The 17,265-nt window shown below is 41.8% G+C and carries 13 protein-coding genes and 2 pseudogenes; 13 read left to right on the plus strand and 2 right to left on the minus strand.

Translation table 11 applies throughout. The annotated features are described in order from the left end of the window. Nucleotides 1-170 precede the first annotated feature (170 nt). From AWH66_RS20890 to AWH66_RS20900, 3 genes are all read left to right on the plus strand, one after another. Nucleotides 171-746 (plus strand): hypothetical protein, encoded by a 576-nt coding sequence (locus AWH66_RS20890; RefSeq protein WP_071487868.1) that lies wholly within the window; start codon nucleotides 171-173, stop codon nucleotides 744-746. 469 nt (nucleotides 747-1,215) lie between these two features. After that, nucleotides 1,216-2,169, plus strand: a complete 954-nt coding sequence (locus tag AWH66_RS20895) for a TerC/Alx family metal homeostasis membrane protein (protein WP_063603638.1) — start codon at nucleotides 1,216-1,218, stop codon at nucleotides 2,167-2,169. Nucleotides 2,170-2,455: 286 nt separating this feature from the next. Then, nucleotides 2,456-2,644 (plus strand): hypothetical protein, encoded by a 189-nt coding sequence (locus AWH66_RS20900; protein WP_006073603.1) that lies wholly within the window; start codon nucleotides 2,456-2,458, stop codon nucleotides 2,642-2,644. Between the two features lie 74 nt (nucleotides 2,645-2,718). On the opposite strand, the gene AWH66_RS26015 is transcribed toward AWH66_RS20900, so the two are convergent. Continuing rightward, nucleotides 2,719-2,865, minus strand: a complete 147-nt coding sequence (locus AWH66_RS26015; RefSeq protein ID WP_167360980.1) for a hypothetical protein — start codon at nucleotides 2,863-2,865, stop codon at nucleotides 2,719-2,721. A 228-nt stretch (nucleotides 2,866-3,093) separates the two neighbouring features. Here AWH66_RS26015 and pepT point away from each other — a divergent pair, with 228 nt between their 5' ends. From pepT to AWH66_RS20930, 6 genes are all read left to right on the plus strand, one after another. Further along, the gene (gene pepT / locus AWH66_RS20905) at nucleotides 3,094-4,323 is read left to right on the plus strand and encodes a peptidase T (protein WP_063603637.1); all 1,230 of its coding nucleotides are present in this window, start codon (nucleotides 3,094-3,096) and stop codon (nucleotides 4,321-4,323) included. A gap of 28 nt (nucleotides 4,324-4,351) precedes the next feature. Further along, nucleotides 4,352-5,206 carry a mechanosensitive ion channel family protein gene (locus tag AWH66_RS20910; RefSeq protein WP_063603636.1) on the plus strand — a complete coding sequence of 285 codons (855 nt, stop codon included), beginning with the start codon at nucleotides 4,352-4,354 and terminating at the stop codon, nucleotides 5,204-5,206. 124 nt (nucleotides 5,207-5,330) lie between these two features. Then, on the plus strand, nucleotides 5,331-6,464 hold the full coding sequence (locus tag AWH66_RS20915; protein ID WP_063603635.1) for an efflux RND transporter periplasmic adaptor subunit: 1,134 nt from the start codon (nucleotides 5,331-5,333) through the stop codon (nucleotides 6,462-6,464). 3 nt (nucleotides 6,465-6,467) lie between these two features. After that, the gene (locus AWH66_RS20920) at nucleotides 6,468-9,623 is read left to right on the plus strand and encodes an efflux RND transporter permease subunit (RefSeq protein ID WP_063603634.1); all 3,156 of its coding nucleotides are present in this window, start codon (nucleotides 6,468-6,470) and stop codon (nucleotides 9,621-9,623) included. A gap of 326 nt (nucleotides 9,624-9,949) precedes the next feature. Then, complete coding sequence (locus AWH66_RS20925; RefSeq protein WP_394628591.1) at nucleotides 9,950-10,657, plus strand: response regulator; 708 nt, start codon at nucleotides 9,950-9,952, stop codon at nucleotides 10,655-10,657. An 11-nt stretch (nucleotides 10,658-10,668) separates the two neighbouring features. Beyond that, nucleotides 10,669-11,961, plus strand: a complete 1,293-nt coding sequence (locus tag AWH66_RS20930; RefSeq protein ID WP_063603632.1) for an ATP-binding protein — start codon at nucleotides 10,669-10,671, stop codon at nucleotides 11,959-11,961. Nucleotides 11,962-11,994: 33 nt separating this feature from the next. On the opposite strand, the gene AWH66_RS20935 is transcribed toward AWH66_RS20930, so the two are convergent. Further along, nucleotides 11,995-12,291: a hypothetical protein gene (locus tag AWH66_RS20935; protein WP_063603631.1), complete on the minus strand. Its 297-nt coding sequence runs from the start codon at nucleotides 12,289-12,291 to the stop codon at nucleotides 11,995-11,997. A gap of 440 nt (nucleotides 12,292-12,731) precedes the next feature. Between AWH66_RS20935 and AWH66_RS20940 the strand changes: the two genes are divergently transcribed. The 4 genes and pseudogenes from AWH66_RS20940 (at nucleotide 12,732) to yqfB (ending at nucleotide 17,246) form a co-directional block, all read left to right on the plus strand. Then, nucleotides 12,732-13,877, plus strand: coding sequence for an exonuclease SbcCD subunit D (locus AWH66_RS20940; protein ID WP_063603630.1), 1,146 nt, complete (start codon nucleotides 12,732-12,734; stop codon nucleotides 13,875-13,877). A 6-nt stretch (nucleotides 13,878-13,883) separates the two neighbouring features. After that, nucleotides 13,884-14,553 (plus strand): annotated as a pseudogene (locus AWH66_RS26320) (AAA family ATPase); the annotation flags it as partial. A gap of 779 nt (nucleotides 14,554-15,332) precedes the next feature. Next, nucleotides 15,333-16,928: pseudogene (locus tag AWH66_RS26325) on the plus strand (SbcC/MukB-like Walker B domain-containing protein); the annotation flags it as partial. Between the two features lie 9 nt (nucleotides 16,929-16,937). After that, nucleotides 16,938-17,246, plus strand: a complete 309-nt coding sequence (yqfB, locus tag AWH66_RS20950) for a N(4)-acetylcytidine aminohydrolase (RefSeq protein WP_063603628.1) — start codon at nucleotides 16,938-16,940, stop codon at nucleotides 17,244-17,246. Nucleotides 17,247-17,265 lie beyond the last annotated feature (19 nt).

The raw sequence follows: 17,265 nt of genomic DNA on the forward strand, positions 1-17,265 counted from the left end.
GCTCATTCCGTTGTTCTAATAATCCGAGGTTACTATAAGTTGCCTTAAACGGTCTTACATCATTCTCATGCTCTACGCCTCAAAGTCAGAGTAAGCTCACATAACGGATTCTTAGGGATGAGTTAGAGGGGGATGAGTTCGTAGAAAGAAATAATAGCTATCATAGAAAGATGAAATTAAGAATATTGTTGCTATCACTACTGATTCCCTCTATCTCATTTGCTATGACTACATGGCCATCTCGCTATGTGATGGGAGAGATGCCATTAAGTGACTTAAATCAGGTTAGGTCGCTGTCTGATGTATATGATTGTGGTGAAATAGAACATCAGCGTTTTTGTGGTTTTGATACAAACTATCGTGGCATTCCTATAGAGGTTGAGATCGATGTAGTGAATCAGTCAGTCACGCGAGTCACTTTTTTCATACCAATGACAGTTACAAACTACACAAGGCTTCAGACCTTACTACGTTCTGACGGCTATCAAATAAAAAGCGTTAAAATAGCGGGTAAGGAATTGATTGTTGAAGATTTAATCAATCAAGACTTACCTCATATCGCCGATAAGAAACTCATAGAATTTTTGAACTTATATCCCATTTCTGAGTCCAAACTATTTACCTGGATCCGTAAAAATGAGATTCAGAATACGTTAGCAACAGAAACGCTTTTAATGACGAGTGACAAAGAGCAAATCATGCTCACTTGGGATTTTCCCCAGCTTTCTAACACTGTCACACAATAGTCTCACGACTGTCATTTCAATGTTACATTCAAAAAGTAACTTGAATTGCGTAAAGTATAGAAGGAGTTAACCATGAAAAAAATGAGACGTGCACAGCTTCATCGTTGTCGTATTCAATACTGGAAAGAAACAAACCAGAAAACAACGGATAAAGCAAAAGCGTAATCAAGCTTTACAAACCAAGACGTGAAACCAGCATAAAAAAGAAAGTGCTGGTTTTTTCGTTTTTAGCTCACAAAAAAGATAGACAACCTCAAAATTGAGGCATACAATCCGCTCGTTTTGGGGAGTAGTCACCCGTTTATTTGTCGTCATCTCGTTAAGTCTAAGGCTTATCCGGCAAATAAGAGCGCAGCCCGCGCTTTGACGAGACCAACGCAATCAAATGCTCAGTATTTTATTACTGAGTGAAGTATTTGTTTGTGGAAGGTCGACACCCATACTCTTCGTCCTTCTGCCTGGAGGACTTATGAGCCCATCTATTTACGTTTCTTTTTTTGTACTAACGCTAGCTCTGGTTGCGTTGGACATATGTCAAACTCGCGGTGGTCAAATCTCTATTCGCAAAGCAGCGATATGGAGTGTGTTTTGGTTTCTACTAGCGTTTGCTTTTTCTGCGACGATCTACTTATTTTGGGATTTTTACGCTCCGGCAAGTGATTACACGGCGGAAAAGGCGACGGTGTCTTTCCTAACGGGGTACTTATTAGAGAAATCGCTGAGCGTCGATAACTTGTTCGTGTTTGCAATTATCTTCCACCAGTACGCAGTGCCTGAACATTTGCGCCCTAGAGCTCTTCTTTGGGGTGTTATAGGTGCATTGGTTCTAAGAGCAATCATGATCAGTGTCGGAGCTCAGTTACTTGCTGAGTTCCATTGGGTGATGTACTTGTTCGCTGCGTTCTTAATCTGGACAGGTATTAAGCTTGCTAAAGACTCAAGTGAAGATGAAGTTAACCCACTACCTGAACGTGTAATTAGAAAGTTAGTCCCAGTTACAGACGATTTTCATGGTAACAAGTTATCTATTATCGAAAACGGTAAACGTGTATTTACGCCAATGTTGGTGGTAATAGGTGTGATTGCGTTTATGGATATTATGTTTGCTTTAGACTCAATTCCAGCGATTTTTGCAGTAACCAGAGAACCGTTTTTAGTACTAGCTGCAAATGTATTTGCGTTGCTTGGGTTACGTTCTTTATATTTTGTACTAGAAGGGATGATGAATCGTTTTGTTTACTTAAAACCAGCGTTGTCATTCATTATGATTTTCATCGGTGTGAAAATGGCACTAGTGGGTTCAGCTTGGGAAATTCCAACTTGGGTGTCGTTAAGTGTGATTCTAGTGACTATGACATTAGCAACGGTTGCATCGCTCTATCGAGAAAAGCGCGAACCCCATATGGTAGATAAGAATAGCTAACGACAAATAGCAAAAAGCCTCTTAGTAATAAGAGGTTTTTTGTTTAACAATAATACAACAACCGTATTGTAACTAAGTGTTTAATTCGCTAATTATGCACTTATTGATGTCTATTGTGACTATGTAGTCATCAATTGGGGATAACATTAACGAACCATTGTTAATGGTTTGTTTTATTAGAATAACTAATGCGAAGTTCTAAATTTTGTCATTTTTTAAACAGCGTTTTTTTGCCTAATATTGTCACCAACAACAACGAGTTACCCAGTTTTTAAGAGAGGCAATCATGGCACAAGCAATGAACATCGAAACTATCGCTGTACCCTCTATGGAAAAGAAAACCTACGCGGTTAACTTCAAAGGATTGATTGCACATTTACTAGACATTATGTTCGGTAAAGGCGAAGTAGAGAACACTTACTACGCAAACGAATTATCTGGTCATATGCAGCGTGATATCGGCATAAATCGATAAGCACAAAGAATTTAAAAAAGAGCATCTAGTTATCTAGATGCTCTTTTTTTTTGCTCGTTTTAATACTCGTGTACCTATTGGTGTTCTTCAAAACCACCTTTTTTCTGTAACGTTTTTACTAACTCAACTCTTTCTGATTCCCGAGATGTGTTTTCTGCTACTACTTCAGTAGCTTCGCTAAGATCCTTTGGAGAAAACACGTAGTGTTTATTGGTCGTCATATGATAAGTCCACATTTAGATTGGTAAACGTAATTTATAAACTCATTATTTATCTTATAACTCCAATCGTCATCAGCCTAAACCACCAAATTTAGGGCGTAGGGTGATAGGCGTATATTAAATAGCGTTTTTCTCTCCCAATCTATATAAAACTGATTCATCGCAATTTACTGACAATGAGTTTACGTATGATGAGTACCAGTATTCATAAGAACGTAAGGTGAAAAAATGACAAGTCTTATCGACCGGTTTCTCAATTATGTCACGTTTGACACGCAATCAGACCCGTCACAAGGTTGTTGTCCCAGTTCAAAAGGTCAAATGACATTCGCTGCGTTTCTCAGAGACCAACTTCTGTCATTAGGTCTGCACGATGTGGTTTTAGATGACAACGGATACGTTATGGCAACACTTCGATCCAATGTTGACTACAAGGTTCCAGCCATCGGTTTTGTCGCTCACATGGACACCGCTCCTGATGCTTCAGGATCTAACGTAAAACCTCAGCTAGTAGAAAATTATCAGGGCGGTGATATTGCCTTGGGTAAGGGCGAGGAAGTCTTGTCTCCGATACAGTATCCAGATCTTCATGAGTTGCATGGATATGACATCATAACCACCGATGGCACAACGCTATTAGGTGCAGATAATAAAGCAGGCATTGCGGAGATCATTTCGGCAGTAGAGTATCTGATCGTAAATGCAGATATTCCTCACGGCGACATCAAAATTGCCTTCACTCCAGATGAAGAGATCGGGCGTGGCGCGGACCTGTTTAATGTTGAGAAGTTTGGGGCGCAGTGGGCTTATACGATAGATGGTGGTCCAGTAGGAGAGCTTGAGTATGAGAACTTTAATGCAGCAGCCGCAACGGTGACGTTTCATGGTAACAATGTTCACCCTGGGACAGCCAAAGGTAAGATGGTGAACTCAATGACGTTCGCGTCACGATTCCAAGCAGAAATGCCGTCTGAAGAGACGCCTGAAATGACAGAAGGTTATGAAGGATTCTACCATTTAACAACTGCTGAAATGTCGGTACCGAAGTCTACGCTACATTATATTTTGCGAGACTTTGAGCAAGAAGGCCTAGAGAGACGAAAAGCTTATTTGAAAGATAAGGTTGCGACATTTAACCAAGGCAGTAAACAGAAACTAGTTACTTTAACGGTCACTGATAACTATTCTAATATGAAGGAAATGGTTGAGCCGCATCCGCATATTATCGACATTGCTAAAAAAGCGATGATAGCTTGCGCTGTTAAGCCAAATATCAAACCGATTCGTGGTGGTACAGATGGAGCACGATTATCGTTTATGGGTCTACCATGCCCCAACATCTTCACTGGTGGTTATAATTTCCATGGTATTCATGAATTTATCACCGTTCAAGGAATGGAATTAGCAGTAAACGTGATTGTGCAAATTGCGAAAGACACTGCAATTCGTTATCGTTAAGGAAAACAAAGTTATGCAGTAGGCGGCCATGGAAGATTTTCAAAAAGTAATAGCGTTCTTATTCGAAAATAAACTGTTATTAAGCTTTCTGGTCGTCTTTATTAACTTAATCATTCGTAGAGTGACCCTTTCCAGTATTCGGGGGGATGTCGCTTTCTTATCTGAAGATCAGCGTAAATGGATGTCGAGAACCAAAAATGGCTCTTTTGCCATTATCGTCATCACGTTGTTTTTGGTTTGGAAGTCCGAAATCAGTGAGTTTGCACTGTCGGTTACAGCTATCGCCGTCGCTATCGTCGTTGCCTCCAAGGAAATTATCCTCTGCTTCACTGGTTCTATCCAAAGAGCGAGCTCTCGTTCATTTAGAATAGGAGACTGGATTGAGGTCGGCAAAACGAGTGGCGAGGTGATAGAGCACAACTTAATGGCGACAGTTATTCAAGAGATAGACTTGTATCACGGCCAATACCACTTCACTGGTAAAACGATCACTTTGCCAAACAGCATGTTCTTTACCTATGCGGTGAAAAACCTAAACTTCATGAAAAGGTATGTCTACCATAGCTTTTCTATTATTGTTCCTGGGTTTGACAACTTATTCCCGCTATTACCTGAACTGACAAATAAAATTGAACACCATAGTGAGAGCTTTATCGATGTAGCGCGGCGTTATAACAGTGTTATTGAGAAACATGCCGGTGTTGATCTCCCTGGTTCAGAGCCACACGTCCACATTTCTAGTGGTGCGACGGGGGAACAAATTGTACACGTAATGATATTTTGTCCTACAGAATTAGCGACGCATTTAGAGCAAGAAATTCGCGCTGATTTTATGAATATCTACCACCAGGCATTTCCAAAAGAGATAGAAAAAACTACGTAAAAACAGTTTGTTATATTTTGAAACACTTTCAAGATAACTATTAATACTTCTCGGACATTCAGCTGACTTGTAATTTGCTAGTCTGCCAAAGCTTGTTCCAATTAGAAGATAAAATGGTGTTTCAATGCCTAAAAAACTACTCGTTGCTAGCCTAGTCTCTGCTGTTCTTCTAGCAGGGTGCGGTGAAACAACTAATACCCAACAAAACGCGCCAGCGCCTCTAGTACAAACCCAAGCGGTAGAGGTGATTCCTCATCAACAAAGTAAAATTTACATCGGACGCATGGATGCGGTAGAAGACACGGCTATTACAGCTCAAGTCTCAGGCTACTTAGTGGAACGTCATTTCCAAGAAGGGCAAATTGTAGAAAAAGGACAGTTGCTCTATACCATCGAGCCTTCAACGTTTGAAGCTCAAGTAGCGAGCGCAAAAGCTATGGTTTCAGAAGCTCGCTCCTCGTTAAAGAAAGCTGAACTGGACTTCGAGCGTGGTAAAAACCTAGTTAAATCAAACAATATTTCTCAGGCCGAATTTGATGCATTAACTGCTTCACTAATGAGCGCTCGCGCGCAACTAGAAGCTGGAATTGCACAAGAGAAAGTTGCTGAAGTAAACCTATCGCATACTACAATCCGAGCACCGTTCACGGGTCGAATTTCTGATAGTAAAGTGAGTACGGGTGACTTGTTATCACCGTCTTCAGGTGTGCTTACTACTCTCGTGAGTATGGATCCTATTTATGCCTCATTCAGCATTTCAGAGCGAGAACGACTTGCGTTAGGTATGGACCAAATTGAAGGTGATGGTTCTGATGAATCTAATGGCGTAGCAGTCAACGTTATCCTAGAAGATGGTCGCGTCTATGAGCAACAAGGGAAAATCGACTTCTTAGGCAACCGAATTAATCTTAATACTGGCACATTAGCGATGCGTGCGGTGGTAGAAAACCCAAGTCAAAGACTGCTACCAGGTCAACATGTTCGCGTAGAGCTTATGGAAAAAGAAGCGAGCGATGTGGTTACGGTGCCACGACGCGCAGTACAAACTGACCTAGAAGGTGATTTTGTTATGATCGTTTCTGAAGGAAATGTGGCAGAGCGCCGCAATGTTGCATTGGGACCTCAGGTGGAAACGGGTGTTGTGATCCGCTCAGGTCTTAAAACTACCGATGTTGTTATCACCCAAGGTCTACAACGTGTAAGAAATGGAATCCCTGTACGTATTCAAGAGCCTAAGTCACAAGAACAGGGTGCCTAATACATGTTAAGTCGTTTCTTTATTCAAAGGCCAAAGTTCGCTTTGGTCATTTCGATAATACTTACACTCGCAGGTGCCATTTCCTTAATGGTTCTGCCTGTTGCTGAGTATCCTAAAATCAGTCCGCCATCGGTAAGTGTTACTGCTTATTATACGGGTGCAAGTGCGGAAGTCGTTGAAGAAGCTGTTGCCGACCCAATCGAAACGTCGGTCAATGGTGTTGAGAACATGATTTACATGTCCTCCAAGAGTGCTAACGATGGCTCATATAACCTAAATGTTACCTTTGACATCGGTACTGACCCAGACATGGCTCAGGTTAACGTTCAAAACAGAGTATCGCAGATAGAGTCAAAACTTCCGCAAGAAGTACGAATGGTTGGCGTAACGGTTAAAAAGCGTTCGCCTGATCTGTTGATGGTTCTAAACTTCTATTCTCCAGATGGTCGTTACGATGACCAGTTCCTGATTAACTACATTAATCTGAACGTCAAAGATCAGCTAGCTCGTGTTAAAGGCATCAGTGAAGTTAACGTTATTGGCGGTGGCGAATACGCAATGCGCGTTTGGCTAGACCCAGATAAATTAGCTAACCTAAAAATGACCACCAGTGATGTCTATGCGGCGCTTGCTGAACAGAACGTTCAAGTTGCCGCCGGACGTGTTGGTGCTGCACCTTACGCTAATCCACAAGAAGTTCAGTTTAACCTTGTGACGAAAGGTCGACTTGAGTCAGTCAGTGAGTTCGAAAATGTGGTTCTTCGTGCAAACTCTGATGGCTCTACCGTCTACTTAAAAGATGTTGCTCGCGTTGAGTTGGGTAAGAAGTTCTATGATGGTAGCGGTCAGTTCCGCGGTGAAGACGCGTCAATTGTTGCGCTAAACCTACAATCTGATGCGAATGCATTAGAAAGTGGTAAGGCAGTAATGGATTTACTTGATCGCCTAAGTGTCAATTTCCCAGAGGGAATGGCGTATGAAACTAGCTATGACACCACGGTTTTCGTTGCAGAGTCGATCAAAGGCGTGGTTAAAACGCTGGTTGAAGCTATTTTGCTGGTAATCGCGGTTACTTATCTGTTCTTGGGTAGTGCACGTGCGACGTTAATTCCAGTTGTAGCAATCCCTGTATCTCTGATCGGTACATTTGCCGTGATGAATATGACGGGTTTCACGATAAATACCGTAACCTTATTCGGGATTATTCTTGCGATTGGTATCGTGGTAGATGATGCAATTCTGGTTATCGAGAACGTAGATACCATTATGAAGCGTAACCCTCATATCTCGCCGAGAAAAGCGACCTTGATGGCGATGAAAGAGGTGACGGGGCCGATTATTACCTCAACGCTGGTTCTGTTAGCGGTATTTATTCCAGTGACGTTGCTTCCGGGTATCACCGGAATCATGTATCGCCAGTTCGCGTTGACCATCTGTATCTCGGTAATCATTTCATCGATTAACGCGTTAACGTTATCACCAGCGCTATGTTCGTTAGTGTTGAAACAGGGCGGTGGAAACACAGCACGTTGGTTCCAAACGTTTAATGGACTGTTAGAGCGTATCACGATGCGTTATGGTCAAGTTGCGGGGTTCTTGGTGAAAAAAGCGCTGCTGTTGATGACATTCTTTGTTATAGCAGTCGGTACAGTAACCTTCCTTGCTAAAAACACGTCAACAGCGTTTGTACCTCAAGAAGATAAGGGCATTCTGCTCGTAAACGTTCAACTTCCTGATTCAGCTTCGTTATCTCGTACCACTGAAACCACTGAAAAGTTGGTGAATCTAGTAGAACAAGAACCAGGTATCGATGGAATAACGGTTGCTAATGGATACGCGTTTATGACTGGTGCCGCGGCCTCCAATGGTGCTTCATTATTTATCAAGTTGAAAGATTGGAGTGAGCGGAACGGGTTTGAAGGCGATCATTCTGCAAACGCGATCGCTGCTAGAGTAAATGGAATGGCGGCACAGCAGATTCCAGGTGCTGTTGTGTTTGCGATGGGACCACCAGCGGTTCCGGGTATGGGGGCTGCTTCGGGTTTCGAGTTTGTTCTAGAAGATACCTTGGGAAGAAGCCGAACTGACCTTGCTTTAGTCATGCAAGATGTCATTCAGACTGCTAACCAGCAACCGGAAATAGCGTATACGTTTAGTACGTTCCGCGCGAACGTTCCACATTACTATGTGGATATTGATCGTGAGAAAGCGCAGCAGCTTGGGATTCCTCTTTCTTCGATATTTCAAACGCTACAGGGTAACTTAGGTTCTTTGTATGTGAATGATTTTACGATGTTTGGTAAGAACTTTCGTGTTACGGTACAGGCGGATGCGCAATATCGAAGTGGAATGGATGATTTACAATTGTTCCACGTACGCTCTTCTAATGGTGAGATGATTCCATTAAGCACATTGGTTTCTTACGAACAAGTGTTTGAACCGGACGTGGCCTGGCGATACAACATGTACCGAAGTGCTGTTATCCAAGGACAACCTGCTCCTGGTTATTCGAGTGGTGATGCGATTGCTGCGATGGAAAGGGTAGCTGCTGAGGTACTCCCAATGGGTTACCAGTATGAATGGACAGGAATGGCCTACCAAGAAGTACTAGCGGGTAATCAAGCGATTTACGCGTTTGCGCTAGCGCTAATATTTATTTATCTGTTCATGGTAGCTCAATATGAGAGTTGGACGATTCCTTTAGCCATCATACTCGTTGTTCCGGTTGCGACATTGGGGTCGTTTATTGCTCTGAATCTGACTGGTACACCTCTTAACCTCTATGCGCAAATAGGTCTCGTCCTGCTCATAGCGTTGGCGGCGAAGAATGCGATATTGATTGTAGAATTCGCCAAACTAGAACGTGAAGATAAAGATGTGGCTATCGATGATGCAGCTGTTAGAGGAGGGATGCTGAGATTCCGAGCGGTAAATATGACGTCTTGGTCGTTTATCTTAGGTATATTCCCTTTGATTTTTGCATCTGGCGCCGGTCACGTAAGTCAAAATTCGTTAGGTATTTCATTAGTTGGTGGTTTGTTATGTGTGTTACTAGCCGGTACGTTCTTAATTCCGGGCTTTTACGCCATGATTCAACATCGACGTGAAAAAATACGTGGTGGAAGTACTAAGCTAGTACCTCTAGAAGACGACGAATAATCTAAAAAAAAGCTAAATTCTAATCTAAAGCCCCTCTATCTAGAGGGGCTTTTTTATAAAGTGTAATGTTCTGTCTCCTGGATTCTGACAAATCCATACAGTAGGATCTAAAAAAGAGACTAGGGCTGTATTTTGCACGGCGTTCAATTAATGCGGATTAAGCTGATGGTATAAGTTATTGTATTATAGAGTTAATTTGTATAAATATAGTTATATGCACCAACGCGCGTGCTAGGAATAATCTGACGCACCTGTAAACAGGTCTGATTGTAGTATTATGTAAATTTATGTATTGTTGCGATCAATATAGAGAAGAGTTGGACTCAATCATGGTAAATCAAAAATTGTTAATTGTAGAAGATGACACGAAACTCAACGTGATGTTAGGCGATTACTTTAAAGCTCAAGGTTTTGAGGTAAAGACAGTTTTCGAGGGCAATGAAGCAGCTGATCTAATTACCGAGTTCAATCCTGATATCACAATTTTAGACCTTATGCTTCCAGGCCAAGATGGCTTGTCGATATGCAGAGAGGTTCGCGATAGTTATCAGGGAAAAATATTAATGCTTACGGCCAGCGATGATGATTTTGACCATGTTGCTGCGTTAGAAACTGGGGCTGATGACTTTGTATCGAAACCGATCAAGCCTCGTGTATTATTAGCCCGTGTCCGCAACCTATTAAGACGTCCTACTGATGACCATGTACAAATAGACGGAAATTCTATGTCTTTTGGAAGCTTAATGATTTGTCAGAAGAGCAGAAGTTGTAAGTATGACGATGTTGATGTTGCACTTACTGATAGTGAATTTGACCTGTTGTGGTTACTTGGAAAATCTGCAGGAGAGGTTCTCTCAAGAGACTATCTTACTCGCCAATTACGCGGCATAGACTATGATGGTATCGATCGCACTATCGACAACCGTATAGTGACACTGCGTAAAAAGCTCTCCGATGATGCGACAAATCCTAAAGGGATTATCACTGTACGCGGAAAAGGCTATCTGTTTGTTGCCGATGGCTGGAAACACTAAGGTAACTTATTGTGTGGCGTATATTCGTAGAGTCTCTAGTAGGGTTGATCCTGCTGTTCGCAGCCAGTATCTATGGTTATGAATACCTAATTTATGGTAAGACAGACCCTGATTTAGTTGATGCCAACCTTCGTGTGGAAGCGTTTCGTGACATCATGAATCATGTGTCGACTAATGAAAGTGATGAGCAAGCTATTGAACTTATGGAGCTGTTCGCAAAAAAAACACACCGTTTGCTAGAACAATATCCGCAAGACAAACTTCCAGAGGCTATTAGTGAATACTTCAAAGAAAACCAAGATACGCATTTCTTGTTAAATGATGACAGTCATTTATGGTTGAAGTTTGATAACAACCCCAATTACTTTGAGCTCTCTGATGACCCAGACTCTGAGCTGATTAAAGCCATTGAGTTTGGAAACCAAGTGGTTTGGCTGTTTTTCTTAGCGAGCTTTGTCGCGTTTAGTTTTGTACTCATTTGGTTCTTGAGCCGTCGTCTTCGGGTTTTAGAGAAAACTGCGATGGAATTTGCCAGCGGTAATTTTACTGCGAGAGCATCGGAACGTCATTGGGTAAGGTTAGGTAAGCTTAATCGCACCTTTAATAGAATGGCGACCAAGATTGCTGACCTTATGATCAGCAATAAAGCATTAACTAATGCCGTTGCTCATGAGTTGCGAACACCAATATTTAGGATTCAATGGCAAAGCGAAATCCTGATAGAGCAAATAAAAGACCCAGAAGCGAAAAAGCAGCTAACCAGTATCATTGAAGATACTGAAGACATGGAAAAATTGGTTGATGAGTTGCTCTATTATGCTCGAGTAGAACGACCTGATGCTGCGATTAATCTAGAGACTGTAAACCTAGTAGAATGGCTCAAGGAGAATCATGCTAAATGGGAACATCACATTGGGCAAAAGTTTCTTCTGCAAACCTATCAGACCGAGTTACCTACACAGATTGATGGTTTTCTTCTATGCAGGGCATTGGTGAACCTGGTTGGTAATGCCAAACGCTATGCAAAAGATGCCATTGTTGTAAAAGCAGTTCCTGATTCTGATCATATTGCGATAGAAGTTCATGATGATGGCATCGGTATCGACCCAGAACATTGGAGTATGCTGTTTGAGCCGTTTTATCGTGTAGATAAAGCGAGGGATAGGGCATCTGGAGGTTACGGACTTGGTCTTGCCATCGTAAAACACATTATGCTTCGTCATGGTGGGGACGTGGAAGTCAGTCACAGTGAGTTGGGCGGAGCCTGTTTTAGTTTGATTCTACCAATAAGAAAGGAGCCGTAAGGCTCCTTTCTTATTGGTAATGGTTGTCGGTGGTCAGTGCACAAAGGTACGGCTTCGATAGGTAACGCGGGAACCCACTTTTTTATACTCTACTTTACCTTGGTCTTGTAGCTTTCTCATAATGACGCTAAACACCCAGCTTTTTGGCGTGTCATTTGAGCATCCAATGGGATTGCAATGATGTTTTAAACCAAGCTGCTTCTGGATCGTCACCGAAGAAACCCAACCATCGGAAGTTAAACGTCCACACTCATGAAGGTAGGCATGTACTTCTTTGGCGACCCCTTGCAGAAGGTCTTCAATTCTATCTTTTCGTTGTGGAGCTTTCATTGTCGTCTCCTTTATTATTGTTCTAGACATTGTTTGTCTGGCGTATTGTTGAGTGGATTAAAAGTGCGACCTGCCATCCATGAGTGGGTCGCGATAAGAGAAAATCAACCAAAAGTAATACCAGCTATGTTGAAAAGCAGAGCTGATAACGTGACCATGGCATAATGAAATACACATGACCAACAACGCGAGTAATTACAGTTAAATCAACTGTGGTTGACTCTCATAAACCCTTTTACCCGTTTTTATTTTTGTCGGGGAGTAATGATATTTATAACTAAACTGATATCAAAATTCATAAAACCCCCATTTTTTGGCGGTTATAGCTAAGAATATGGCAATTAAGGGTAAGTGGCCTAAGCGAGAAGTTTTTCGCAGGAATCTGAAGTGCTGATGATATACTTTGCTACAAGGAAATCATCGATAACGAATTGAACCGCATGAAATTTATCCATACCTCTGATTGGCATTTAGGTAGACAGTTTCACAATGTCTCTTTGCTTGAAGATCAAAAGCAAGTCTTGAACCAAATCACCCAATACGTTACTGAAAACCATATTGACGCTTTAGTCATTGCAGGTGATATCTATGACCGTTCAGTACCACCAACCGCAGCTATCGAAGTGCTCGATGGGTTTTTGAATCATATGGTTCAAGATTTGAACGTGCCGGTAATTATGATTTCCGGTAACCACGATGGGGCGAAGAGGTTGGGATTTGGAGCAAAGCAATTCGATAAAGCAGGCCTCCACATCATTAGTTCACTTGAGCAACTCTGTACTCCAGTCGAAATTGTATCCGATCAAAATAGAGTGGTTCACTTCTATGGTATGCCTTATAGCGACCCTGAAACGGTAAGGCACCACTATGATATCCAAATCAACAATCATGATGACGCTCATGCTTACCTTGCCTCTCAGATCGATAGTGTCTTAAATAAAGACGTACATAATGTAGTTATTAGCCATTGTTTTATTGATGGTGCTGAAACTTGTGAGTCGGAGAGAACATTATCAATAGGGGGAGCCGATCGTGTCAGCTACGAACATTTTAAGTCGTTTGATTACGTCGCCTTAGGACATCTTCATCAAGCTCAAAAACGAGGGCTAGAAACTATTCGCTATTCCGGCTCGATCATGAAGTATTCATTTTCAGAACAGCATCATAAAAAAAGCGTGACGTTAGTGGAAATCTGCGATGAGAGTGGCGAGATAACCACAAGAGCTTTGCCTTTAAACGCTCCGCACGATATGCGAGTGCTTGAGGGAGAGTTAGAAAACTTACTTGAACACGGTCGAACCGACGCAAATTTTGATGACTATCTATTGGTAAGGCTGACTGATAGGCATGCGATTCTCGATCCTATGGCGAAGTTAAGAGAGGTCTACCCAAACGTACTTCATTTAGAAAAGCCTGGAATGTTGATCGGTGTGGATAAAGAAATGTCGCAAGCTCGTTTAGGTCGTTCTGAAGTGGATATGTTCCAGGACTTTTTTCTTGAAGTTCAGGGAGATGAAATGACCGGCAATCAAAAGGACATGTTATCAGAAGTTGTGATGTCGTTGAAAAAGCAGTCTGAGGAGTAATCAATAGTGAAACCTTTAAAACTGACTCTGCAGGCGTTTGGTCCATTCTCTGGTAAAGAGAGTATTGATTTTTCTCAGCTAGGTGATTGTCCGCTTTTTCTTATCAATGGCCCCACAGGCTCTGGAAAAAGCTCAATACTGGATGCGATTTGCTACGCGCTTTATGGCGAGACCACTGGAAGCGAGCGTACTGGCGATCAAATGCGTTGTGATTATGCCGATAGTAAAACGCTGACCACCTTAGTGTTTGAGTTTGAACTGTCAGGTGAGAAGTATGAGGTTACTCGTAGTCCCGATCAGGAAGTTCCAAAACAACGTGGAGACGGCACAACAAAACGAAGCCATAGTGCTACATTACTTAAGCTTAGCGACAACACGCTTATTGCTAATAAACCTAAACAAGTAGGTGTCGCGATACAAGAACTGCTAGGACTTGACGTTAAGCAGTTTCGACAAGTGATGGTGATTCCTCAAGGAAAGTTTAGAGAGTTGCTAACCGCAAGTTCTAAAGAGAGGGAATCTATCTTTGGTCAGTTATTTCAAACACAAGTCTATACGGCGATAGAACGTACTCTTTTTGATAAAGCAGCAGGTATTCGAAAAGCGAAAGAGGAATTTGATAACCAAATTAAAGGCGCGTTAGATGTAGCTTCTCTTGAATCTTTACAGCAGCTCAATGACTCTTTAGACATGTTATCTCCCAATGTTGAGCGAGCAAAGCAAGAATTACAAGTCGTTGAAAAGAGAAAAAACCTAGCTCAGCAAACATATGATCAAGCGCAGTCACTAGAAAAGAGATTCCAAGCTAGGAGCAACCTAGAGGCTGAAGCAAAAACGTTAAACGACAAACGTGGAGAGATTACACAAAACAAGCAAATTATGACGAGCCACAAGCAGGCAATAAAGATTAAACCTGCGTTTGATGAAACCATAAAGCTTGCACAAAACATGTCTACTTTATCGGAACGTATTGATATTGGACGTGGAAAAATTAAACAAGCGCAGATGGAAAGAGAAGCGTCTCTTACTGCTTTGGAACAACAAAAAGTGGTTCATAAAAGGAGTGAAGCGCTCAATGAAGAAAGCTACTCCTTAAAGCAGTTAGAGAAAACTCTGAACCAGCTTGATTATAAAAGGCGAGAAGCTCAACATGCTGAAAGTCAGTTCAACACATATGTAGAGCAGCATAAACAAATATCCGATGAAGTCGAACGACTTCAAGGGCAGACTCTAACGCTTGAAAAATCTATAAGTGACGCTGGGAAAGAGAAGCAGAAACTTGGTGAAGTGACAATGTCACTCAATGAGCAGCGAAAACAATGGCAAGGTATTGAAACACTTAAAACATTAGCCGCGAATATTGTAGCCTTGCAGAAACAGCAAAATGACACTCAATCTACGGTTAAAAACTTGTCAGCTTCGGCTCAAGCCGCTACTCGCAAGCGTACAGAATGTGAAATAGTCTGGCATTCTAGTCAAGCCTCGATACTGGCCGCGACTCTTGAAGAAGGTACCGCTTGTCCAGTTTGTGGCAGTGTTGAACACCCTAAACTAGCGGCACCATCGCAGGAAACCGTTAGCTTACAACAATTGAATGACCTTAGAGCCAATGAAACGAGCGTAAATGTAGAGCTTAACCAGCAGCAACAGGAGTTGGTAAGACTAAATAGTGCTCTAGAAAGTGCCGTCTTACAGCGAAGCGACCTTATAAATTCATTAGAGTTGGAAGAAGAAAAGTTAGAACAATCTGTTATTGAAACGCAGAATCAAATAACGATGCTTGAAAACAAAATCAGTGAACTCAACAAGATTGATTTAAACGCTATGGAAACGCGCCTTAACAAGCACGTCAGCGAAACATCAACTAAGCAAGAGTTATTAAACACTTTAACGGAAACAGTCAATAAAGCGGCAATTTCAAAAGAGCAACTGCGAGCAGTGGTTGTACAGTTGGAATCGAATAATAAGACTGGATACGCTAATGCGCAATTAGTCATACAGCGACAAGCTTCAATCTCTGATGAACTAATGCAGCTTTCTCAGGCACTTGAAGCAGCACAGAGCTATGCTAATCAGACAGCAGAAACCTTGGTTAAATATCAATCTCATTTGGACACATTAACTAAGCAATTGAATGACTTATCAAACGAACATGTTTCTTCAGTAGAGAGGTGGAAGACGCTGCTGTTGAGTAGCAATTTTCCTGATGAGGAAACTTTCTTGTTCTCGATAGTAGACGAGCAACGTATTATTGCGCTTGAGCAGGAACTTGAGACATTTTTTCGAGATGAGGTTAGGGTAAGTGAGCAGCTCAAGCTGTTGACTGAAGAGCTGAAAGACGCTGATTATCCGAATGTTCAAGAACTGTTTGTTGTGAAAAATGAAACTGATGCATCGTATCAACATATGTTAGATCAGTTCCAACAACAGCAATCTAAACTGGATAGCCTAAATAACGTATTAACTCGAGTGAACTCGTTGATGTCGCAAAATGCAGAGCTTGATAAACAATATCAAGTGGTTGGGACATTAAGTGACGTGGCTAATGGTAAAACGGGTAATAAAATTAGTCTTCATCGTTTTGTATTAGGCGTATTGCTTGATGACGTACTCATCCAAGCATCACAACGATTGAGATTGATGAGTAAAGGTCGATATGACCTAAAACGAAAAGAAACACGAAGTAAAGGTAATGCAGGGTCTGGCTTGGATTTAATAGTCGAGGATGCATATACAGGAAAATGGCGTGATGTGGCGACGCTCTCGGGTGGTGAGTCATTTATGGCAGCGCTTTCCTTAGCCCTTGGACTGTCAGATGTCGTTCAATCCTATAGCGGTGGCATTCGATTGGATACGCTGTTTATCGATGAAGGATTCGGCAGCTTAGATCCAGAATCTCTCGACCTTGCAGTTCAGACTCTAGTTGAGCTTCAACAAAGCGGACGAACAATTGGGATTATTTCCCATGTCTCAGAACTAAAAGAACAAATGCCACTTCGTCTTGATGTGCATGCATCGAGAGTTGGTAGTACAGTAAGTTTGGTTAATTAAGGGTATTGTATGCTAGACCAAATCACGTTTTTCGAAAGGTTTGAAACTGATATTTTGTCAGGTAAGAAAACAATTACGATTCGCGACAAAACAGAAATTGATTTTGAACTAGGGCGAGTCATTCCTGTCGCGACGTTTGAAACTGGTAGAAAGTTTGGAAGTCTAAACATTGTTTCCATTGAGGCGATTCAATACGACGATATTAATGAGGCTCACGCTCATCAAGAGAACATGACTTTACCTCAGCTAAAAGAAGTCATCCGTGACATATATCCTAGTGAGAACGAATTGTACGTAATCACGTTTGAGTTAGCATAATCGCTTAATGAAGACCTTG

Source organism: Vibrio barjaei (assembly GCF_001639065.2).
GTDB lineage: Bacteria > Pseudomonadota > Gammaproteobacteria > Enterobacterales > Vibrionaceae > Vibrio > Vibrio barjaei.

What these genes read in the sequence shown, in the direction of transcription:
- AWH66_RS20940 (WP_063603630.1), top strand. Translation starts at nt 12,732, where the DNA reads ATGAAATTTATCCATACCTCTGATTGGCATTTAGGTAGACAGTTTCAC.
- AWH66_RS26015 (WP_167360980.1), bottom strand. Translation starts at nt 2,865, where the DNA reads ATGACGACCAATAAACACTACGTGTTTTCTCCAAAGGATCTTAGCGAA.
- AWH66_RS20910 (WP_063603636.1), top strand. Translation starts at nt 4,352, where the DNA reads ATGGAAGATTTTCAAAAAGTAATAGCGTTCTTATTCGAAAATAAACTG.
- AWH66_RS20915 (WP_063603635.1), top strand. Translation starts at nt 5,331, where the DNA reads ATGCCTAAAAAACTACTCGTTGCTAGCCTAGTCTCTGCTGTTCTTCTA.
- AWH66_RS20935 (WP_063603631.1), bottom strand. Translation starts at nt 12,291, where the DNA reads ATGAAAGCTCCACAACGAAAAGATAGAATTGAAGACCTTCTGCAAGGG.
- AWH66_RS20920 (WP_063603634.1), top strand. Translation starts at nt 6,468, where the DNA reads ATGTTAAGTCGTTTCTTTATTCAAAGGCCAAAGTTCGCTTTGGTCATT.
- AWH66_RS20900 (WP_006073603.1), top strand. Translation starts at nt 2,456, where the DNA reads ATGGCACAAGCAATGAACATCGAAACTATCGCTGTACCCTCTATGGAA.
- AWH66_RS20890 (WP_071487868.1), top strand. Translation starts at nt 171, where the DNA reads ATGAAATTAAGAATATTGTTGCTATCACTACTGATTCCCTCTATCTCA.
- yqfB (WP_063603628.1), top strand. Translation starts at nt 16,938, where the DNA reads ATGCTAGACCAAATCACGTTTTTCGAAAGGTTTGAAACTGATATTTTG.
- pepT (WP_063603637.1), top strand. Translation starts at nt 3,094, where the DNA reads ATGACAAGTCTTATCGACCGGTTTCTCAATTATGTCACGTTTGACACG.
- AWH66_RS20895 (WP_063603638.1), top strand. Translation starts at nt 1,216, where the DNA reads ATGAGCCCATCTATTTACGTTTCTTTTTTTGTACTAACGCTAGCTCTG.